A 21573-nucleotide genomic window follows, 5' to 3' on the forward strand; every position below is an offset into this window, starting at 1 on the left:
CGCAAACAAGCTGGGCGGCTCGCGGCGTGTTGGCATTGATGAAAATCCGTGCCCGCGACGGTCATGCGACGTTTGATTCGGAATATCAGAATGATCCGGTTGCCGGTGAGGCCGCGCCGTTTGCGAACAGCCTGAATTTTTGGGTTAACCGTGATTCTGATTGGATTTTCTATGGCGCGTGCGACCCGAGTTTGGGCAAGGCCGGAAACAGCCGTGACCCGTCTGCGTTGTGTATCGGCGGGTACAACCGCCGCACGGGTGTGTTGGATGTGGTGGAGGCTCTGATTAAGAAACGCCTGCCGGACAAGATTATTTCCGACATTATCGAACTGCAACGGCGGTACCGCTGTGTGTTGTGGGGCATTGAGACGGTGCAGTTTCAGGAGTTTTTGAAGACTGAGCTGGTCAAACGCGGCGCGGCTGTCGGTATCCCGATTCCAGCACGCGGCATTAAGCCGAGTGCGGACAAGCTGCTCCGTATTGAAAGCCTGCAGCCGTATATGCAAAACGGTCAAATCCGTTTGCACGCTAGTCAAAGCACACTGATTGACCAATTCCGCCATTTTCCGATGGCAGACCATGACGACGGCCCTGATGCCGTGCATATGCTGTGGGGTTTGGTTCAAAGCAGCGCGACTGTCGGCGGCTATATTGCCGTGCCTAGAGAGCACGGTTTGTCCGGACGGATGGGGAGCGGCGCATGGTAAAACTGACACGGGATACAGCCTGCTAAGGAGTGGCACGGCTGAAAATGGGGCAAGTTTAACTTGCCCTTTTTTACGTCATGAAAAACCTACTCCGTGCGTTGTTTAGTAAAGCCGCACCTAAAACGCCCGATAAACAATCCCAAACGGCGGATATCGTTAAAAACCGCACTACCCATGAGCATCCGAGCAAAGGGCTGACTCCGCAGTCGCTCCATCGGATTTTGGAAGATGCGGAAAACGGCGATATTCAGGCGCAGTCCGAACTCTTTGTCGATATTGAGGAGAAGGACGGCCATATCTTTTCGGAGATGAGCAAACGCAAGCGCGCGGTAATCGGCTTGGATTGGAATATTGTTCCGCCTCCGAACAGCAGCGAAGCGGAACGGAAGCTGGCCGAAGAGGTTGATGGCTGGCTCAATCAGATGACCGATTTAGAGGATATGATGTTTGACCTTTTGGATGCGGTCGGACACGGCTTCTCCTGCGTGGAAATTGAATGGGAAAACCTTGGTTCGTTATGGTTGCCCAAGGCATTCCATCATCGTCCGCAGGCTTGGTTTAAGGTCAATGCAATGGATGAGGTGTTGCTGCGCAAAGACGGCAGCCCAGATGGCGAAAAGTTGTGGGATTTGGGCTGGATTGTCCATAAGCACCGCTGCCGTTCGGGTATTTTGGCAAGAAGCGGTTTGATGCGCACGCTGGTGTGGCCTTATTTGTTCAAGAATTACTCGGTGCGTGATTTGGCCGAGTTTTTGGAGATTTACGGCCTGCCTACCCGAATCGGCAAATATGCCTCCGGTGCGGACGACAAAGATAAGCTCACCCTTTTGAATGCGGTGCGCGAAATCGGCCATAACGCGGCGGGGATTATTCCTGAAACCATGCAGATTGAGCTGCTCAATGCGGCTAATGGCAGTGCGGATCCGTTTCAGGCAATGATTGATTGGGCGGATAAAACGTCTTCAAAAGCGATTTTAGGCGGCACGCTGACCAGCCAGGCTGACGGCAAGACTGCTACCAATGCGCTGGGGCAAATCCATAACGAGGTGCGCCATGATTTGCTGGTGTCCGATGCCAAACAACTGGCCGGCACATTGACGCGCCAATTGATCCTGCCATTGTTGCAGCTCAATAAAGGCAATGTCGATGTTTCACGTCTGCCACGCTTTGTGTTCGATACGCAATTGCCTGAAGATTTGACGGTGTACTCCGACTCTTTGCCTAAATTGGTGGAAATCGGCATGAAGATTCCGTTGTCGTGGGCGCAGGAAAAATTAGCTATTCCTTTGGCTTCCGAAGACGAGCCGGTATTGGCTTTTCAAACCGGCGTTAAAACGGATTTAAAAAACGCTTCTCTAAGCTACCGCCGTGTGGCTTTGAGTAAAACTGGCGAGATTGTCGGCGCGGCGCAGGCGGATTTGGATAATGCGGACTTGAGCAAAGTGGCCTTGCCAGAAATGATTGAGCCGTTTTTACGCGGCTTAGGCCAGGCTTTGGCCGAGGGTGATAGTTATGAGGATGTGCAGGAGCGTTTACTGCGCGTTTATCCCGACCTGACTGCCGAGCAATTTCAGACGGCCTTGGCGCGTGTGGTTTTTGTGTCGGACTTATGGGGACGGATGAATGGCTGATTTGAGCTACGCATTCGGCCTTGAGCCTGAACAGGCCGTCAAGTATTTTGAGGGGCTGGGCTTTAATGTGCCGTCCGATTGGAAAGTAACGTGGAACGAAGCACAGGCTAAGGCACGGGCGATTGCGGGCATTCACAAGCAGGATATTGTCGCGCAAATCCACGGTGCTTTGTATGAAAGCCTGAAAAACGGTACGCCATTTGAGAAATTCCGTGATGATGTGGCAGGCCGTCTGAAACAGCATGATTGGCAGCTGCTGAAAGATGGCGACATCGTGCATATAAACACCGGCGAGGTGGACGGTAAAGGCATTACTGTACACCGCTTGGAAACTATTTTCCGTACGCAAATGCAGTCGGCCTATATGGCCGGGCATTGGCAGGCTCTTGAAGATGGTCGGGACTCTGCGCCCTGGTTGCAGTATTCGGCCATTCTTGACAGCCGTACCCGACAGAGCCACGCTGCGGCGCATGGCGCGGTGTATCACATCGACGACCCGTTTTGGGATTACTTCTATCCTCCCAACGGCTTCAACTGCCGCTGTACCGTACGGGCGTTTTCAGACCGTGACTTGAAGCGGCGCAATCTGTTGCCGCAAAAGGCACAACTGGAAGATACGGAAGTGGTCGTCAACCGTAAGGGCGACACCCGTCCGGCCAAGGCGGTGAAGCTGGCCGACGGCAGCCGCTTTTATACTGATGCAGGTTTTCAGAACAATGTGGGTAAAAGCCATTTGGCCAACTTGGGGCAGTTGCAGATGCAACGTGCAGTGGATTTGCCGCCGAAGCTGGCAAGTGTGGCGATTCAGGAAGCTTTAAAAGAGCCAAAATGGAGGGCAGCCATATCTAAACAAGCATCGGAAATGGTTGATCGGGTAAATATGGAGAAATTTGCCAGGGGTGAAATGCTGTATATCGGAGCGTTGGCTCCGTCGGTATTAGAAGCTCTGGCCGCAAAGAATGTCTATCCGCAATCAGCTGTGATCGCGATGAGTGATGAGCGAATATTACACGCGATGCGTAACAGTAAAAATAAACCGTTGCCTTTGGCATTTTGGAAAGACCTGCCAGAACAGCTGCAAGATCCGGAGGCAATACTCATTGGCACGGCAGGCCGCAATGCCGATGGCCAGCAGTTTCTGTTGTTTGTGTATCCGGGAGTGAATAACAAAGGGAAATTGGTTGTGACTGTGGATTATCAGGCTAAGGCAAGAAATCCCTATACCGGCAAAAAAGAAGCGGTTGCCGTCAATATGGTTAATACAGGAAATTATGCTGAAGATGGGGATATTTATAAAAATGACAGATATGAATTAATCTGGAAGAAATAACCAAGTTGGCGGCTTTGCCTGATTCGAACAGGATAAAACAGTGGATAAACCACCGAGGCCATTCCAGTTGGCGACCCGCCGACAACTTGGTATTAAGGATAATATACTGATGATTGAGATAAAAATCAACACAGACACGTTGCAAAACAGCTTAAACGCCATTGCGCAACGTACAAGCAATACCCAGCCATTGATGACGCAGCTTGCCCGCATCATGCGCAACGCTGTGCTGGACAACTTCGAGGCAGGCGGCCGCCCCGCGTGGGCTCCGCGCAAGTATCCGTCCGCGCGAGAAGGATCGGGGCTGTTGCAGGCCAGTGGGCGTTTGCGCAATTCGATTACGCAGAACAGTACGGCCACGGAAGCCGTGGTTGGTACCAATGTTGAATATGCGGCCATTCATAACTTCGGCGGACAAACTGCACCGCATACGATATTGCCGAAAAACGGCAAAGCCTTAAAATTCGGCGGACGGTTTGCCAAACGCGTCAATCACCCCGGCAGTAAGATTCCTGCACGTCCGTTTATGGTTCTTCAACCTGACGACGAACAGGCTTTAGTCGATGCGGTAAATGATTACTTGGATGCCGCTCTCGGTAATTAAAACAAAAGCCGTCTGAAATTGCACACAGACGGCTTTTATATATCTTCCCCTTATCTACCCTTTCCCGAAACGTTTAAATCAATCTGTGAGGGGCTTAAAAGGCTTCTGAAACGGTTTTAAACATACTCTCTTTTTCATTCTCCGATATTTCTCATTTTCGTTCCTTACTGACAGTGATTCAGCCTCTTGTGCCGGCTTGATGGCTCATGATTCGGCAATGGATACAAAAACCTTTCTTGCCGCCTTATCTGCCGCCAAAGTCGGAAATACGGACGGCCTTATCAAAATCGTACCCAAAGGTCAATTTGCACCAGTCGACGGGCGCACCGATACAGGCGTGGCGCACTGGACGATGACTGCCTCTTTGGCGCAGCAAATCATTGCCGCCTTTGATGCCGGACAAACAGACCTTGTTGTGGACTACGAACACGCCACACTGAAAGCTGCGGAAACCGGACAGCAAAATCCTGCTGCCGGTTGGATCAGCAAATATGTGTGGGATGACGATCGAGGTCTGATGGGCGAAGTGAAATGGACACAACGCGCAAAAGACATGATAGACAGCGGCGAATACCGCTATCTGTCGCCGGTACTCGAATACGACACATTGGGCAATGTGCGCGGGCTGCACAGTGTGGCGTTGACCAATTCGCCTGCGCTGGACGGCATGGCTCTGGCTGCATTGAGCCGCCAAAACTCTATTAACCCCAAACAGGAAACAAGTATGAACAAGGAAGCTTTAATCAAGCTCTTGGGCTTGGCGGCAGATGCCGACGATAAAGCCATTGAAGCGGCTTTGGCCGAAGCACAAGAAAAGCTGGGCGGTAAAACGCTGACCGAAGCACTGGCTGAACACAAAGACGAACCGCAAGGCGGCGAAGGCGGTAAAGGCGATGCCGGCAAGCCCGAAGACAATCCTCAAGGCGGTAATGCCGACGACGGCGAAGTTGCCGAACTGAAAGCCCAAGTGGCTGCGTTGAGCAAGAAAGTGATTGCAATGGAAGTGGGCGGTACTTCAGACGGCCTGATCCGTGCCGCTCTTTCAGATGGCCGCCTGCTGCCGCATCAAGAAGCATCGGCACGACAACTGGCTGCCAAAGACCCAGAGGCATTTAAGAATCTGATGGAAGGCAGTTTGAAATTGGCCGCGTTGAGTAAAACGCAAACCGGTGGCAAAGGCGCTGAAGGCGGTGAGCCTGCGTTGACTCCGGAAGAAATCGAAGTGGCCAAGCAATTGGGCATTTCAGCCGAAGATTATCAAAAAGCCAAATAAGGCTTTAAACAAGGATTAAAGCATGATTATCACTCCAGATACACTGAAAGCGCTGTTTACCGGCTTTAAGAAAAACTTCCAAGACGGCCTGAAAATGGCGGACAGCCAATACAAGGAAATCGCCACTGTTATTCCGTCCTCTACTGCTTCCAATACTTACGGCTGGCTCGGTCAATGGCCTGCCTTCCGCGAATGGGTGGGCGACCGCGTATTCCAAGATATGAAGGCACACGGCTATGCCATCACCAACAAGCATTTTGAAAGTTCGGTCAAGGTCAACCGCAACGACATCGAAGACGACAACGTCGGCATTTACGCGCCGATGATGACCGAAATGGGCCGTGCTTCCGCCGTTCATCCTGACGAATTGGTATTTGCTCTGCTGAAAAACGCGCATGCTACGTTGTGTTATGACGGTCAGAACTTCTTCGACAACGACCACCCGGTATATGAAAAAGTCGATGGCACCGGCCAATCCACCACTGTATCCAATATTTTCACCGGTACCGAAGCCGCTTGGTATTTGCTGGATACATCACGCGCCCTGAAACCTCTGATTTATCAGGAACGCAAGCCTAAGCAGTTCACTGCCATGACCGCCGCTACCGACGAAGGCGTATTTATGCGCAACGAATACCGCTACGGCGTGGACGGCCGTTGTAATGTTGGTTTGGGCTTCTGGCAAATGGCGGCTAAGTCGCAAGAAACCCTGGATGCCGAAGGTTTTGAAAAGGCTTACAACGCAATGGTCAGCCTGAAAGGCGACGGCGGCCGACCGCTGGGTATCCGCCCGAATGTGCTGCTGGTTCCTCCTTCTTTGGAAAACGCCGCCAAAAAATTAGTGGAAGGCGACCGCCTGGATAGTGGTGCGTACAACCCGAACAAAGGCAAATGCAAGGTAATCGTATCTCCTTGGTTGCTGTAACCCTTTAGATAGGCGGGCTCTGCCCGCCGAAAGGATAAGAAATGGCAAAAGTAAAAAACGAAGATGAAAAAACCGAGCAAACGGTTGGCGCAACTGTGGATGTAAACCCCGAAGACGTTAAGTTGCAGGCGTTTCTTGAGGCTGAAGTCGAAAAATTGAACGCCGAGCTTGAAGCGGCGCGTGTGCGTATCGCCGAATTGGAAGCTCAATTGGAACAGGCCGCAAGCCCTGCCGTTGAAGCAGTAGCAGCACAAGAACGCTATCAGGCAGGCGGTGAAGCGGCGGCAGATGCCGAAGTGGTTGCCATCAAATCCAAACATGGCCATGCGTTTTGGCGCAGCGGGTATCACGTTCAACCGCATTTTACCTTTGTGAAACGTGCCGATTTCGAGCCCGAAGCGTGGGAGCGCCTGCTGGCCGAACCGATGGCTGTTGTTTGTGAAGCCTTGCCTGTGGAGCAGGATTAATGGCTTACGCAACGGTTGCCGATTTGGTGGCGCGTTATACCGAGCCGACGATTGCAGGGCTGACCGACCTGACGCGCTTGGGAAGCGTGAATGCCGAAATTGCGCAACAAGGTTTGGATGATGCCTCCGCCGAAATCGACGGCTATCTGGCATCGCGCTATGAATTGCCGTTGCCTGCCCCTGTGCGCCTGTTGAGCCTTTATTGCTGCGACATTGCCGTTTACCGTTTGGCAACGGGCAAGCGCCAACTGACGGAAGATATGGTGCACCGATATGAGGCGGCGATTGCGTATCTCAAATTGGTGGCATCAGGCAAGGCTGGTTTGGGTGTGGCTGAAAATGCCGACCCCAAGCCGACCGTGCAAGGTGATGCGGTAATGTTTGCCGCCAAGGAAAAGGTGTTCGGCCGTGATAGCGTCTATTGAACAAGCCATCAAACAGCGTCTTTCAGACGGCCTTGGCCAAATGGTCAGCGGTGTGCATACATACGGTGGCGAATTTGACGGCGAAGGCTTGGCTCAAGTGGTCAACCAGTTCCCCGCCGTTTGGGTCATGTTTGCCGGCATTACCGACAGCGAGCCCCATGATACGCGCCGAACACGCTACCAAGTCACTGGTCACTTTACTGTCTTGGTCGGCGACCGTGCCAGCGGCAGCGAGGCGGACAGCCGCTTCGGCGGTTTACACCGAAACGATGTCGGCACTTACCGGCTGATGCAGGCCGTGCGCCTGTTGCTGATCAATCAGACTATGGGTTTGTGTATAGGCCGTCTAAAGCCGGGCAAAGCAAAAAGCCTGTTTTCTAAACAAATGGAGTTGGACGCAATCAGCGTATTTGCGCTGGATTTTGAAACGCATTGGTTCGAAGACGCACTGCGAGACGGCGATTGGCCACGGCCTACGGTTTCAGATGCTCAACAGGCGCAAATATATGCCGACGTATCCGAATACCATGGCTGTACCTATCCAGAACATCCTGACTTGAAAGGCGCAAACCTTGAGCTGCGTATCCCGCCCAAAAAACCAAACCAACCCGCCGATATGGCGGCCACCGTTAAAACCGAGGTAAAACATGACTGAAACCATTAAAGTTCGTGCCGCCACAGGTCTGCAAGTACCTATGGCAGGAAAGCCACATGAATATATTACCGACCAAGAAGCGGTCGAAGTGCCGAATGCCGCGTATTACCTGCGCTGTATTCACTACGGCGACTTGGTTATTGTTGAGGACAACCCGAAAGGCAACAAATCATGACTTCCGCAAACGTCAGTTTCGACAAAATTCAGACCAGTACGCGTAAGCCGGGCGTTTACGTCGAATGGAACACCAAGCTTGCTGTACGCAACCTGCCAACCAACAAGCAACGTGTACTGCTGATTGCGCAACACAGCAATCCCAAGGCGGGCAAGCTGACTGCGCTGGCAAATATCTATTCTGCGGCCGATGTCGCAGCTGCGTATGGTGCCGGCTCTCAGGCGCATTTGATGGCATTGGCCGCTATCAAGGCTTACGCATATGCAGATTTGAGCCTGATTACCGTTGCCGACAATGAAGCAGGCGTTGCGGCGACCGGCAATATCACGATTACGGGCACTGCCGATACGCAAGGCGTTTTACGCGTCAACATCGGCAATGCCGATACGCTGACCGTCGGTGTCGCCGCCAATGCAACCGCCGCAACCGTAGCCTCTGCCGTCAAAGCCGCCATTGATGCCGAAACATCATTGCCGGTAACGGCGACAGCCTCTGAAGGCTTGGTAACGCTGACAGCTAAAAATAAAGGCACGCACGGCAACCATATCCGTATTCGCACAGGTAATACCGCCGAAGGGATTACCGTTGCAGTCAAAGCGATGAGCGGCGGCGATGCCGATGCCGATATCGGCCCTGCATTGAATGCAGTGATTGCCGAAGGCCATAATTTGATTGCGGTAGGCTGTACCGATGAGGCGAACCTCTTGAAGTTGCGCACACATTTGGAAACTGTCGGTGCGCCTGAAGAAAAACGCTGGGCATTGGGTATTTATGGCCAAACCGGTGCATTGGCGCAAACAACGACACAGGCAGGCCGTCTGAACAGCGGTTATCTGTATTCGGCCTGGTATCGTAAAACGCCTAGCCTGCCATGTGAGCTGGCAGCCGCGTTTGCGGCCGTTGTGGCCAGCGAGGAAGACCCGGCTCGTCCGCTCAATACCCTGAAGCTCAACGGCATCGGTGTGTGCGACAGTGCAGACAAGACTATGCGTACCGAACAGGAAAACGCGCTCTACAACGGCGTTACTCCTATTGAAACCAGCCCAGACGGCACATCCGCCCAAATCGTCCGCGCTATTTCGACTTATACCAAAACTGCCAACGGCACGGCAGACGAAAGTCTGCTCGATATGACTACCGTGCGCACATTGATTTATGTATCAGGCGCGTGTGCCGACCGTATCGCATTGCGTTTCCCGCGCGACAAAATGACCGAGCGCACCATTGCCCGTGTCCGCTCCGAATTGATCGACGTGTTGATGAAATGCGAAGAATTGGAAATCGTCGAAGACGTTGAAAACAATTTGGCCAACCTGATTGTGGAACGCGATGCACAAAACACCGGCATGCTCAACTGCCGCGTGCCATCCGATGTGGTTAACGGCCTGCACCAAGTAGGCATGGTTATCGACCTTTATCTGTAAAAAGGAAAGAACATGAGTACAGAATATGTAGGCAGCGTAACGCTGTATGTCGGTGCGACCGAGGTGGAAGTCACCAAGATTGATGTGAAAAACATCACAGGCAAAAAAGAAGTTAAAACCATGAACCGCACACGCCGCGTCAAAGGCTTTACGCGCGGTGTCGGCCAGTATGATATTTCTTTTACCGCCGTCGTGCCGACAGACGGTACGGTTATCGATTGGGACAAAATCGAAGACGCAAAAATCTCGCTGGTTCCTGATATCAATGGTGCGCGCCCAACCTCCTATCTTGGTTTTTGCGCGAAGGAAGCCGGTGAAAGCTATACGGTGGACAACGAATTGGTCATTGATGTGACCGGCTTTGCAACCCGTAAAGTGATTGAGTAAGCCATCCGAAACTGACACCTGTTAAAGACGGTTTAAATAGCCTTTAAACGATAATTGGATTTTTATCCGATTAACCGTTTAGAGGCTTTTATTATGTCTTCAATTTCCAAAGAGCTCGAACATGCCGCAAAAGAGTATGAGCTGGTTATTTCTTCTGACCTGAAAACCGTTTCAGGCCGTCTGAAGTACGGTATCTCTGTTGACGGCGCTGTCCATCGTGATTTTTCCATGCATCTGCTGACCGTGCGCGAAGATATGGCTATTGACCCAACGCTGGAGGGTCAGGCGCGTATGTTGGCAGCCTATTCAGCCTCTCTCGACCATATCGGTACGATTCAGCCTGATGCCTTAACGCCCGACTTCTTGGCCGATGAGTTGGTCGCCACCGATTTTGACGCGCTTTATTTCGCCCAAGAGCTGTTAGCAAAAAAGCGTCTGTCCGTTCAGCCCGTGCCGACCGCTACCGATACGCAGTCTTGAAGCTGGGGAGTTACGGTATCTCTGCCGACGATATCGGCAAGATGACTCAGCCGGAGCTTGATGGATGGCTCAAACAGGCCGATTTGATTGACCGTGGCCGTGCCGCTCCCGTGGTGCTGCCCTGGTTTGCGCCGTCTGCCAAAACTTCAGCCCCATCTGCATCTGGCGGACACACTCAAACCTTTATCAGTAAACGGAAGAAAAAATGAGCCGTAATACAATCGAATTAGTTGCCAAGTTCCGAGATGACGCAAGTGTCGGCCTGCGCCGCTTGGCGACCGAGGCCAACCGTACGATGCAGATTCAAAGCCGTGCGGCATCATCTTCCGGCAGGCAACAACAGCTGATGCATGCAGCTGCCGCCCGTTTGGGTATTCGCACAGAGCGTGAAATCCGCCGTGAAATCCAACGTACTCAAGCGGCCTACAACGCAATGGCCAAAAGCGGCCGTGCTTCGCACAATGAACTGGCGCGAGCCGCTCAACAGACGCGCAGCCGTATTCGTGAGTTAAATGCCGAAATGAACAGCGGCAGCCGTTTCAACCGAATGATCCAAGGAGGTAAAAGTTTGGCGCGCGGTGCGACTTCGGTTGCCGCCGGTGTCATGGCCGGCGGTTATGTGTTGGCCCAGCCGGTCAACCGGACAATGGACTATGACACGGAGCTGCGTCACGCGACCAATACCATGTATGCAGGCAAGACTTTGGCGGAAAAACGTGCCGGCATGGAGGAAATTAATAAAACGGTAAACGATGCCGCTTATCTTGGCGGAACATCTAAGGAAGCAGCTTTACAGGCAATGAATACCATGGTGGCCAGCGGTTCGTTGAGTGATGCTGCCGTGAAGCAGATGTTGCCAACCGTAATGAAAACAGCACTGGCCGCCAATGCCGATGCCGATGATATTGCCAATATTGTGACCAAGGCGAAGCAGGCAGGGTTTAAAGAAGCCGATATTCCTGCTTTGCTTGACCGAGCCATGCAATCGGGCGCGGATGGCGGTTTTGAGCTGAAAGACATGGCGCGATGGTTGCCGCAACAGTTGGCAGCAATGAAGTCCGCAGGTATGGGCGCGACACTGGATAATTTCAGCAGTTTGTTAAATGCAAACCAACTGGCGTTTATGACTGCAGGCAGTACAGACGAAGCCGGTAACAACCTGGTCAACCTGCTGGCGAAAATCAGCAGTCAGGACATCGTTACTAAGGCAAAGAAAATCGACATTAACGGCCAAGAGGGTTTTGACTTCACGGCCAGTATGAATAAGCGTCAGGCTGCAGGCATGAACTCGCTGGACGCATTGGTCGATATTGTCAGTGAAATTGTGCAGAAAGATGAAAAGAGTGCTGCCTTAATGAAGCAGATGGCCGCAGCGCAAGGCGATGAAGCCAAGTTGGCTTTACTGGAAAACCAAAAAGCTTTGGTTGACGGTACGGCTGTCGGCCAGTTGGTTTCAGACCGCCAAGCCTTAATGGCGTTGCTCTCGCTCATCAACAACAAGCAAGAAGCCGCACGACTGCAGCAAGGACAAGCCAATGCCGCCGGTGCAGTAGATGGGGCTTATCAATTTGTGGCCGATGGCTCCGGATTCAAAAAAGAACAGCTCAAAACGGCATACAGCGAAGCCGAATATGGTGCATTCTCAAGCTTTACCGACATGGTGGCCAATAAGCTTAAAGGTATTGCCGACTGGGCCAGAGGTAATCAGGAAGCTGCGCAGACAGCGGTGGCGGCGGGTCAAGGGGCTGCGGCAGTATCCGCAACTGTGGGGACAAGCTCAATGGTAAGCGGCGGATGGCGGTTCTTCCAAGGCGGTCAAGGTGTTGCCGGTGCCGGCCGTTTTCTGCCTTCTGCAGGCTCAATGGGTGCCTTTACTTTAGGTGCTGCTCCGTTGGCCGCTATGGGCGGCGTAACACATTTGGCGGCGCAACGAGATAAATATGACGACTGGAGTAAACCGTTGGTGGCCTTCGCCGACCGCTTGCAGTCGTTTTTGCCTGATTTTATGTCGTCTGCCAAAAACGAATACATGAGAAAACGGGAGGAATTGGGTGGGAATAACTCTCCGCTCGACAGTCCTGTTCTCAAAGAGAGTATGGCGCAGCTCAGTCAATCTGCACAAACCAATCAGCAAGCCAGCCAACAGTATGTCACAGCGGCAACTGAAAATCAGGCTGCAACTGCCCAGCTTACCAATGCGGCCACCCAGATGACTGCGGCGGCGGCGCAAATGCAGGCGGCGGCAGGTAAGCCGATACCCGTTACAGTCACCGTTCAAAACGGCAATATTATGGCCTATATCAATCAAGCGGCGGCGCGTGCGGCAGCTAAAAATTAAGGATCCGTGATGAGTTGGAAAGATACTTTGCTTGATGCCAGTTTCAAGGGTGTCGGCTTTGATGTAATCGATGATACGTTGCGTGGCACGCACGCCTTAGCCGAACACGAATACCCGTTTGTTCAGGGTTCGGATATTGAGGACACGGGCGTATCGGCAATGGATATGAGCCTGACGGCGGTATTGTGGGGGGATGATTATGAAAGCAGGCTGCAAAGCCTGTTAGGTGTTTTGCGGGAGACTGGTGCGGGCGAATTGATCCACCCGATTTACGGCAGCGTGCCCGATTGCGTGGTGGCTGATTTTGAAGCTGCTCATAATGAAGAAAATCCCGATTACTGTACGGTGCGGATGACCTTTAAGCAAAGTGTCAAAGCCGCCCCGTTTTTTGACCGTGAATTGCCGTCTGCACTGGCCGATGAAATCGATTGGCTGGCAGATTTGGCCTCATGGCAGGGTTTTGAAGTGTTTCAGACGGCCTTGGGCAAGATTCAGAAGGCACAAAGCCGTTGGAACGCATTTCATGCCACAGTATTGACGGCAGTCGGCGTTATGTATGGTCAGGTAAACGGCGTATTCACCGGCTCCATGAATCTTCTTAACAACCCGCGCGTATTGGTGGCTGAGTTGAAATCAGTATTCGGTGTGTTGGCAAATATGCACGTCGTCGGTAAAAGTGGGCTGGATGGCTGGCGCGATATGGTTGGCGGAGTGTCAAAAGCCGCCACTACGCCGTGGCAGGTAAGTCGCGGGACAGAAGGCAGCGTTTCGGCAATCGATTTGATTCAGCGTGCAAAGGTTGAAGATGTCGCTGCTTTCACAGCGTTCACCGCAACTGTTGGAGCGTGTGCTTTGGCAGAACAGGCCGCAGATATTCTGGCAACACAAATTGATGCGCCAACTTTGACGCCCGTGGAAATCTCACGCCTATTATCCGATACCCATGCTGCTTTGCAACGCACGCTGGCCGCAAACCGTATTTTGGCAATGATGTTGGCAGATGAGGCAAAGGCCGAGAAGATGGCTTATTCCTTGCTAAGGTTATACCAAACACCAGCAGACAGTGCTGATGATGTGTATCGCCGCATTGAGGCTGCCGGCCTGTTGCCGCAAACACCATATCTTGAAACTGCCGCTGAACTGACTGAAAGTTTGCGTGATACGGCGCACAAGCTGCAAAAACAGGCTTTTGCCGTTTTGAATATGCGTCCTCCGTTAGTGCAGAAAATTGTAGGACGTGATACCAGCCTGCATCTGTTGGCGTTTGAATGGTATGGCGATTACAGCCGTTTTGGCGAGTTGTTGCGTCTGAATCCACAAATCTGTCATCCGAACTTTCTCAGTAAAGGAGAGGTGTTAAATGCCTACGCCAAATAATACTGTCACTCTGATGATTAACGGCAAAACTCATGGGCAGTGGACGAATTACGACATCGTTTCTGACCTGCTCACCCCCGCCGATGACTTTTCAGTCACGCTTGGCCGTCCGGTAGATGCAGTCCCGACTGCAGTAAAAGAAGGCGATAAAGTAGAAGTCCGTGTCGGTGGGGATACGGTATTAAGCGGCCGTATCGACCGTGTGCACACTACGACGGAGAAAGGCAATAAAACGCTGACCATTCAGGGCCGTGATGATGCCGGTATCCTGTTGGACTGTTCTGCGCCGTTGTTTAATGCGCAGGATATGGATTTAAACCAAATTATTGAAAAAATCGTCAAGCCTTTGGGTTTGTCAAAAATCCGTATCGATGCAGCCAAAACCAATAAAACCCATAAAGTTCAAATCGAGCCCGGAAGCCGTGCATGGGATGCCTTGACACAATATGCCGAAACCAACGGGGTATGGCCTTGGATGGAGCCTGACGGCACGTTGGTTGTTGGTGGTCCCGACTACACCACGGCACCTGTTGCCGAGTTGGTCTTACGGGTCAGTGGCGACAATAACAATATCAAGAGCCTGGAAGTCGAGCGCAATATGGCCGCTCGGTACAGTGAGGTCACGGTATTGGGACAAAGCCATACCGGCAAGCACAATATCAAAGCGACGGTGAAAGATGAATCCCTTAAGCTGAGCCGGCCTTTAATCGTGACAGAGCCTGATGTTGACAGTCAGGCGGAAGCGGAACGTAAAGCGAAGAAACGCCTGGCAGACAGCCGCTTGGAAGGCTTGACCATCACGGCGGTGGTACAGGGACACCGAACCGATGACGGTACTTTATGGCAACCGGGTCAGCGAATCAACGTATTGAGCGAACCGGACGGCATCGACGCGGTGTATTTCCTGATGGCGCGTACCTTTGTCGGAGGTAGAGGCCAAGGCACGGAAACTGTATTAACGCTTAAAGAAGACGGTGCATGGGTGTTGGATGCCGATCCGCCTAAGAAAAAACAAGGCGCAGGCAAAAAAGATGGCAAGAAAACTGCACACAAGCCGTCTGAAAATAGAAAAGCCAACGGTCAAGCACCAGTCAAGCCGAATAAACGTCGTCAGGCTAAAAAGCCAAAACAGGAATTGCAGGTTATTTAAATGGATATTAAAACCATAGATAAGCGTATCAAACAGGCGTTTAACACTGTCCGGCAGGGCTTTCGCGGAAAGGTTGCCAGAGTCCAGGCAGGTGGCGGTGTGCAAAAAATCCAAGTCGAAGGCTTGGACGGCGAAACCGTGCAAGACTTGGAGCATGCCGAAAACTTCGGCTTTACCAGCAATCCGCCTGCCGGGAGTGATTGCGTTGTTGTGCCGTTGGGGGGTAAAACCAGCCACGGTATTATCGTTACCACGACAAACGGCGCGTACCGCATTACCGGTTTGTCTGATGGTGAAACGGCGGTTTATAACGCTGACGGTGCCAAGATGGTGTTAAAAAAGGGGCGCGTCATTGAGATTGACTGCGATAAATTAAATATTAAAGCACCTAACGGCGTAAATATCACTTCAGAAAAGGTCGAATGTTCTGCGGTGTTGACTGCACAAGGCCAAATCAACGGCAATGGAGGTATGGCCGTGCAAGGCGGTAACGGTACGACATTTACCGGCAACGTGGACATGGTCGGCGATTTGCATACTACCGGCGAATTAACCAACAACGGTAAAGATGTCGGCAGCACCCACAAACACACTGAGACCAACGGTTCGGAAACTGGTGAAGTCATTTAAACTGGTTTTAAAGGCCGCCTAAGAATCCTTATTGGTTTTTTAGGCGGCTTTCTATATTTGTCTGACATCAATCCACTCAAAGAAAGGGCGTCCATATCCGAAAATTCAGGTATGGACGCTTTACTCAACCCACAAACAGGCGGCTATGTGGTCAACCAATCCGCCCAATCCATCGAAAACGAGCTGTATATCCGCTTGGTAACACCCTTGGGCAGTTACTGGGCAGACCGCACGCTCGGCAGCCGCCTGCACGAATTACGCCGCCAAAAGCATTTAAAGCGCATTGAAGTTCTGGCCAAGCAATACGCCGAGCAAGCATTACAGCCCGTGCTTCAGTCTAAACGCGCCCAATCCATCCAAGTAACCACATCCACACCGCAGCGCGGCTGGCTGAAATTGCATATTGAAGCTGTCGATGCCGCAGGCGATACCGTAACTCTTAGTCACAAAGTGGCCGTGATATGACGCAAGCACTTAATTTCGAGCAAATCCGCGCCAATTATCTGCGCGACCTACAAAACCAAAACCCTACCGCCCATGTGCACGCAGGCAGCGACAACCATGTACGTGCTACCGCTATTGCTGCTGTGGGTGAAGGCCAATACCAGCATCAAGAGTGGATTTTGCGTCAAGCGTTTGCCGATACCGCCGACAGTGCCTACCTCGAAAAACACGCTGCCAAATATGGGATTTACCGAAAAACTGCCACCTTTGCGGGCGGTAAGGTGCGTGTTCGCGGCGCGGTCGGTGCAACGGTGCCTGTTGGCCAACAAATCAATGTGGGCGATAAGGTGTATTTAGCCGCCGAATCTGCCGTTATCGGTACGCTTGGAAGCACCGAGATAGCCGTTATCGCCACTGTTGCGGGTAGTGCTCAAAATCAAACCGCCGAAACCGCGGCTACGCTGCAAAGCGTACCTGCAGGGATTGACAGTTCCGCCGTCTTGCTAACGATGGTTGGCGGTACAGATGCCGAAAGCGATGAGAGCCTGTTGGCACGCTACGAAGAACGCCTGCGCCGACCCGCTGCGGGCGGTAACCAATACGACTTCCGCAATTGGTGCTTGGAAGTGCCGGGTGTGGTTGATGCCTTTATCTACCCTTTGCGTCGTGGTAACGGCTTTGTCGATGCCGTTATTTTGGGTGAAAACGGTATTCCCAGCGCAGAAACACTGGCCGCCGTACAGGCTCATGTCGATGCGGTGCGACCTGTTACCCGTAAAAACGGCTTTCTAGCCCTTGCGCCCAGTATCCAGACCGTGAATGTAGCCGTCACCATTACCTTAAGCAGCGGTACGGATACCGATACGGCCACCGCTGCCATCAAATCAGCTGTAAACGCCTATTTTGATGCCTTAAAACCCGGCGACACCCTAATTAAAAGCCAGTTGGAAACCTTAATCAGCGAGGTGTACGGCGTGCGTGACCGTGTCTTAACCACACCCGTGAGCAATATCAAGCCCCAGGAAAGTGCCGAAGATATTTACTGGCTGCGTGCTGGCAGTATTAGCGTGGAGTACACCACGTGAGCCATCAAGCCTTACTTGCCGCCATGCGCCCGCCTGTCAGCTACGACACCGTAGGAGATACGGCAGAAATCAAAGCTGAAGCGGGTGTGTTTGATATTGTGGCCGATCATGCGGAAGGAGTGAGAAATGCGCCGTTCCCTGACGCGGGAAACGATTACCTGTACCGCTGGGAAGAGCTGCTGGCCATCACTCCGCCTGCTGGAGCCAATACCCAACAACGTACTGATGCCGTGCTGGCCAAACTCAACGCCTTGGGCGGTTTGAGCATTGCCTACTTTACTGCCATTGCTGAATCGGCAGGCTACACCGTAAACATTTATGAAGAAGACCAATTCCGTGCCGGTGAAAGCTGTGCGGGAGATTGTTTGAATACTGAAGATGCTATTTGGCGTTGGTGCGTCGACATCGCCGACGGAAAAGCCACCGCCTATATTTTCAGAGCCGGACAAAGCCGTGCCGGCGACCGCATCAGTGTATACACCGACCCGATTATCGAAACAATGTTCGAAGAATTAAAACCGGCATGGACTTATTGCCGTTTTGAGTATGAAGAAGAGGTATAAAAATGGACTTAATCCAAACCCCGAGTAAGCAATTTATTGACGGCGACCGCCGTACGCCCGGTACGCCCGTGCCTGCATGGTGGTTGAATCAATTGCAAGGCGAGTTGTACAGCATTTTAAACGCGGTTGGCATTGAGCCTAACAAAGCCGACCATGCCCAAGTCTTATCAGCTATTAAAACGCTGGCCGCCGATGCTTCTCAAGTGGCCAGTATTGAGGCTTTGCGTAAATACAGCGGTGATGGTTATGTAAACGTTAACGCCTATCACCCCAATACAACAGTGGGCGGCGGCGTGTTCGTGGCGGATAAAGCAGATAAATCTACCGCTGATAACGGTTGTACCGTTATTGTTTCTACCGACGGCACGCGCTGGAAGCGTGTGTTTTCAGGGATGCTTAACCTGCATGATTTTGGCTATGTAGCCAGCAAAAACAATGCACTAGCAACTTTAAATGCCGCTGAAGCCGCCGCGCTTGGCATTGTTGTCGACTGCTTGGGTTTGTCAATTGATACGGGTAATACCTACCCGCAAAAAAACAAATACACAAACGGCAAGTTTGTGATTAACGGCAAAACTGTCGATGTTCAATACCAGCCTATCAGAAGCGGTATCGGTCGATTCATTTCTGGCTCAGGGGCCGCCGCGAACATTAAATCGAATGAGTGGACTGGTGCTGGAATTGTAGCGATTGGCGAAGGTGCAATGAATCAAACTGAAAAGTGTGTTTCAGCTATCGCAATTGGTGATCGTTCACAAGGTTTTTCCCGTATTAGTCGCGACAATATTTCTATTGGCCCAGACAGTCTTATTAATGTACAGGCCGAAACGGAATGGTACGACCAGTCTAAGATGTACGGCACGCGCAACATCGGTATCGGCGGTAATGCTGGGCGCGGCATCACTAGCGGCTTTTCAAATGTAGCAATCGGCAGAAATTCAGGTCAGGGGCTGGGAACTGGCTATTCGAATGTGGTATTAGGTTCGGCAGCGTTGGCCGGTGTTGCCCCAATAGGACTGACTGGCGATATTGAAGTATTTTGGCCGTCCCCAACATCTCGCACCGTAGCTATCGGCGAATCTGTTTTACAGATGTACCAAGGACGAGATGCGCAAACCGCAATCGGTGGAGGTGCTGCAAGAAATACAAAAAAAGCTGAAAAAGTGACCGCGATTGGTGCTTCTGCGTTAGAGAACTTAGAACGAACCAGCGCTCCGAATGGAGGCGATGTGCTATGGACTGGCACTGAGAGCGGAAATTATACCCAAAGCGGCAGTAATATTACTTTGACATTTGGCAATATTCGCGGCGCAAAAGTCGGTTATTGGGTGGGAATCCGCCTCACTTCAGGCGAAGCCAAGACAGTTCAGGGTGATGTAGTGCCTGCTGAAGTGGTTGAAGTAACAGAAAGTAGTATTAAAGTCCGTAGCCCTAAAGAACTTAACGCATCAGGAGTGGCGGAGCTTAAATATGTCTATTCGTCATCATCTTCGGCAGCGAAGAATGAAGAGTTAACAGTGATTGGTACAAATGCACTGAAAGATGCAGTCAGCGGTGCATATTCTACTGTTGTTGGTGCAGATGCCATGTTGACAAGCAGTAACCCCCAAAAAGTTGTGGCGGTTGGGGCATCATCATTCAGAAATGGAACGCATTATTCAAGTGTTGCTGTGGGATATTGGTGCGCGCCTACTATTAGTAGTGAGCAGTGCGTTTTTATTGGCGATTCAGCAGGATATCGAAATGTTCAGGGAAATGTTTTAAGCGGGAAAATAACTAATGCCATTGCGATTGGTTACGGTGCGCGAATCAATGGAAGTAACGAGATTCAGCTTGGCGGGTCGGGACAAACATTGTACGCCCCGACAGCGGTAAATATTCGTTCGGATGCCCGCGACAAAACGGATATCGCACCACTGGATATCGGTTTGGATTTTGTTAAAAAGCTGCGACCGGTAACTGGAGTATATGACCGCCGAGACGCCTATACCGACGAACTTTTTACCGATTTACCGCCGGAAGAGCGCGCAGAAAAACTGCGGGAGTGGTGGCAGGCCCCAACCAAAGACGGACGCTACAAAGAAGACCGCATCCAGCATTGGTTTATTGCTCAAGATGTTGCTGCATTAGAAGCTGAGTACGGCAAACTGCCGATGGTGAATTGCAGGATGGACACTTACACAATTGAGTACGAGACATTTGTACCCGTTTTAACAAAAGCGATTCAAGAAATGTCTGCTCAAATTGATGACCTTAAGAAGCAGATTGAGGAGTTAAAAAATGACAAGATGCGTGATTGACCAAAACGGCTTGTTCGTAGAGGAGCAATATTTTGATGACGGCCGCGCCAGCATCGAAGCTGAAATGCCTGATCTCGCACAATATCAGGCCGCCCAGTGGGATGGGCAAGGTTGGCAGATAATTCCCGACTATCGCGGATGCGTAGTTTTTGTCGGTGAGCAAGAGCAGGTGTGGGATAAGTTAGGTGATTTGCCCGATGGCATCAGCCTGACCCCGCCTGAATCGGCAAATATTGACGGCGTAAAATCCGGAAAACTCGTTGCATTAAATGCTGCCGCTCAGGCTTTTATTAACAAGCACGCCGGTATCGACAGCGTACCTGAATTTGAGTTTGCAAGCTGGGCAATTCAAGCCGCTGAAGCGAAGGCTTGGCAGGAAGATAAAGCCGCGCCAACGCCAGTGCTTGACGGCATCGCCACAGCCCGCGGTATTCCTGCTGATACGCTTAAGGCTGCTGCGCTACGTAAAACGCTGGCCTATGAGCAACTTGCCGCCCATGTGGCAGGCCAGCGCCAAGCGCTGCAAAGCAAGATCGAAGCAGCGAAAACGCAGGCCGCGCTTGATAAGATTGTAGTCGTATTCACACTGCCGGAGGCCGTCTGAATGGTTCAAGTCTATTTGGCACTCTATAAAGGCAAAGCCGCAATCAACACCCCGCGCGATGTGGTTAAACGCATTGCCGACAGCGTTGTACGATTGGCAACATGCAGCCCGTACAGCCATTGTGAAATCGCTGTTAAGCACCCACGCGACTGCCTGTTTGATTGTTATTCGTCTAGCGCGAGAGACGGCGGGGTGCGCATTAAAACCATGCCGCTGCCTGCTGATAAATGGGACTTAATCCCGCTGCCGCAATCTGTTGCCATATCGGCCAGCCGCTTGTTCCACCGTACACACGGGGCAGGTTACGACTGGCTAGGTGCGATTGGCGTGGTACTCAAATCACCACACAGCAAAAGCCGCTGGTTTTGCAGCGAATGGTGCGCATATGTAATAGGCTACACTAACCCGTGCCGATACAGCCCGCAAACCCTGTATGCCGCGGTATCAACTAAAGATAGACCGTCTGAGAAAATGGAGGAAACAAAGTAATTTAGAAAGTTTTAAATAAAGTGGAGCGGCGACGTGTCTGTGTTGCGAGCACCGGCACGCCAGCCAAGCAGAGCAAGCCTGCATTGACTTCTAAGGCCGCCTTAGTCTCT

General features: G+C 51.8%; 24 protein-coding genes. All 24 read left to right on the forward strand.

Annotation, left to right across the window (positions count from 1 at the left end; all coding sequences use genetic code 11):
• Positions 1–707 (forward strand): phage terminase large subunit (gene terL, locus HMPREF2871_RS07035; RefSeq protein WP_168163731.1); only part of this gene is annotated, 707 nt, incomplete at its 5' end.
• 77 nt (positions 708–784) lie between these two features.
• Positions 785–2338 carry a DUF935 domain-containing protein gene (locus HMPREF2871_RS07040; protein WP_049344609.1) on the forward strand — a complete coding sequence of 518 codons (1554 nt, stop codon included), beginning with the start codon at positions 785–787 and terminating at the stop codon, positions 2336–2338.
• Positions 2331–3668 (forward strand): phage head morphogenesis protein, encoded by a 1338-nt coding sequence (locus tag HMPREF2871_RS07045; protein WP_049344611.1) that lies wholly within the window; start codon positions 2331–2333, stop codon positions 3666–3668. The genes HMPREF2871_RS07040 and HMPREF2871_RS07045 overlap by 8 nt, the downstream gene beginning before the upstream one ends.
• 109 nt (positions 3669–3777) lie before the next feature.
• Positions 3778–4272: a phage virion morphogenesis protein gene (locus HMPREF2871_RS07050; protein WP_049335907.1), complete on the forward strand. Its 495-nt coding sequence runs from the start codon at positions 3778–3780 to the stop codon at positions 4270–4272.
• 217 nt (positions 4273–4489) lie between these two features.
• Positions 4490–5545 carry a phage protease gene (locus HMPREF2871_RS07055; RefSeq protein WP_039862366.1) on the forward strand — a complete coding sequence of 352 codons (1056 nt, stop codon included), beginning with the start codon at positions 4490–4492 and terminating at the stop codon, positions 5543–5545.
• A gap of 22 nt (positions 5546–5567) precedes the next feature.
• On the forward strand, positions 5568–6470 hold the full coding sequence (locus HMPREF2871_RS07060; RefSeq protein WP_004520449.1) for a Mu-like prophage major head subunit gpT family protein: 903 nt from the start codon (positions 5568–5570) through the stop codon (positions 6468–6470).
• 41 nt (positions 6471–6511) lie between these two features.
• Positions 6512–6937 (forward strand): hypothetical protein, encoded by a 426-nt coding sequence (locus HMPREF2871_RS07065; RefSeq protein WP_004520448.1) that lies wholly within the window; start codon positions 6512–6514, stop codon positions 6935–6937.
• On the forward strand, positions 6937–7362 hold the full coding sequence (locus HMPREF2871_RS07070; protein ID WP_004520447.1) for a gp436 family protein: 426 nt from the start codon (positions 6937–6939) through the stop codon (positions 7360–7362). The genes HMPREF2871_RS07065 and HMPREF2871_RS07070 overlap by 1 nt, the downstream gene beginning before the upstream one ends.
• On the forward strand, positions 7346–8017 hold the full coding sequence (locus HMPREF2871_RS07075) for a DUF1834 family protein (RefSeq protein ID WP_004520446.1): 672 nt from the start codon (positions 7346–7348) through the stop codon (positions 8015–8017). Before HMPREF2871_RS07070 ends, HMPREF2871_RS07075 begins: the two co-directional genes overlap by 17 nt.
• Positions 8010–8192 (forward strand): DUF2635 domain-containing protein, encoded by a 183-nt coding sequence (locus tag HMPREF2871_RS07080; RefSeq protein WP_004520445.1) that lies wholly within the window; start codon positions 8010–8012, stop codon positions 8190–8192. The genes HMPREF2871_RS07075 and HMPREF2871_RS07080 overlap by 8 nt, the downstream gene beginning before the upstream one ends.
• Entirely contained in the window at positions 8189–9616 is a 1428-nt protein-coding gene (locus HMPREF2871_RS07085; RefSeq protein WP_049335909.1) for a phage tail sheath subtilisin-like domain-containing protein, read from the forward strand. The genes HMPREF2871_RS07080 and HMPREF2871_RS07085 overlap by 4 nt, the downstream gene beginning before the upstream one ends.
• 12 nt (positions 9617–9628) lie before the next feature.
• Positions 9629–10003, forward strand: coding sequence for a hypothetical protein (locus HMPREF2871_RS07090; protein WP_004520443.1), 375 nt, complete (start codon positions 9629–9631; stop codon positions 10001–10003).
• A gap of 93 nt (positions 10004–10096) precedes the next feature.
• The gene (locus HMPREF2871_RS07095; RefSeq protein ID WP_070629670.1) at positions 10097–10483 is read left to right on the forward strand and encodes a hypothetical protein; all 387 of its coding nucleotides are present in this window, start codon (positions 10097–10099) and stop codon (positions 10481–10483) included.
• Positions 10480–10692 (forward strand): hypothetical protein, encoded by a 213-nt coding sequence (locus HMPREF2871_RS07100; RefSeq protein ID WP_063069155.1) that lies wholly within the window; start codon positions 10480–10482, stop codon positions 10690–10692. Before HMPREF2871_RS07095 ends, HMPREF2871_RS07100 begins: the two co-directional genes overlap by 4 nt.
• Positions 10689–12821: a phage tail tape measure protein gene (locus tag HMPREF2871_RS07105; RefSeq protein ID WP_070629672.1), complete on the forward strand. Its 2133-nt coding sequence runs from the start codon at positions 10689–10691 to the stop codon at positions 12819–12821. Before HMPREF2871_RS07100 ends, HMPREF2871_RS07105 begins: the two co-directional genes overlap by 4 nt.
• Positions 12822–12830: 9 nt before the next feature.
• A complete protein-coding gene (locus tag HMPREF2871_RS07110; protein ID WP_070629674.1) occupies positions 12831–14198 on the forward strand; it encodes a DNA circularization protein in 1368 nt (455 codons plus the stop codon).
• Positions 14182–15348: a phage baseplate assembly protein gene (locus tag HMPREF2871_RS07115; RefSeq protein ID WP_070629677.1), complete on the forward strand. Its 1167-nt coding sequence runs from the start codon at positions 14182–14184 to the stop codon at positions 15346–15348. Before HMPREF2871_RS07110 ends, HMPREF2871_RS07115 begins: the two co-directional genes overlap by 17 nt.
• Positions 15349–15978 carry a phage baseplate assembly protein V gene (locus HMPREF2871_RS07120; protein WP_070629679.1) on the forward strand — a complete coding sequence of 210 codons (630 nt, stop codon included), beginning with the start codon at positions 15349–15351 and terminating at the stop codon, positions 15976–15978.
• A gap of 111 nt (positions 15979–16089) precedes the next feature.
• Positions 16090–16443, forward strand: coding sequence for a phage GP46 family protein (locus HMPREF2871_RS07125; protein WP_004520436.1), 354 nt, complete (start codon positions 16090–16092; stop codon positions 16441–16443).
• A complete protein-coding gene (locus HMPREF2871_RS07130) occupies positions 16440–17507 on the forward strand; it encodes a baseplate J/gp47 family protein (RefSeq protein WP_004520435.1) in 1068 nt (355 codons plus the stop codon). Before HMPREF2871_RS07125 ends, HMPREF2871_RS07130 begins: the two co-directional genes overlap by 4 nt.
• Positions 17504–18070 (forward strand): YmfQ family protein, encoded by a 567-nt coding sequence (locus tag HMPREF2871_RS07135; protein ID WP_004520434.1) that lies wholly within the window; start codon positions 17504–17506, stop codon positions 18068–18070. The genes HMPREF2871_RS07130 and HMPREF2871_RS07135 overlap by 4 nt, the downstream gene beginning before the upstream one ends.
• Before the next feature lie 2 nt (positions 18071–18072).
• A complete protein-coding gene (locus HMPREF2871_RS07140) occupies positions 18073–20370 on the forward strand; it encodes a tail fiber domain-containing protein (RefSeq protein WP_070629681.1) in 2298 nt (765 codons plus the stop codon).
• Complete coding sequence (locus HMPREF2871_RS07145; RefSeq protein ID WP_070629683.1) at positions 20351–20974, forward strand: hypothetical protein; 624 nt, start codon at positions 20351–20353, stop codon at positions 20972–20974. Before HMPREF2871_RS07140 ends, HMPREF2871_RS07145 begins: the two co-directional genes overlap by 20 nt.
• Positions 20975–21463, forward strand: coding sequence for a hypothetical protein (locus tag HMPREF2871_RS07150; protein WP_049344626.1), 489 nt, complete (start codon positions 20975–20977; stop codon positions 21461–21463).
• The last annotated feature ends 110 nt before the right edge of the window (positions 21464–21573 follow it).

Origin of the sequence: Neisseria sp. HMSC067G12 (assembly GCF_001812725.1) — a bacterium.
Taxonomy (GTDB): Bacteria; Pseudomonadota; Gammaproteobacteria; order Burkholderiales; family Neisseriaceae; genus Neisseria; species Neisseria perflava.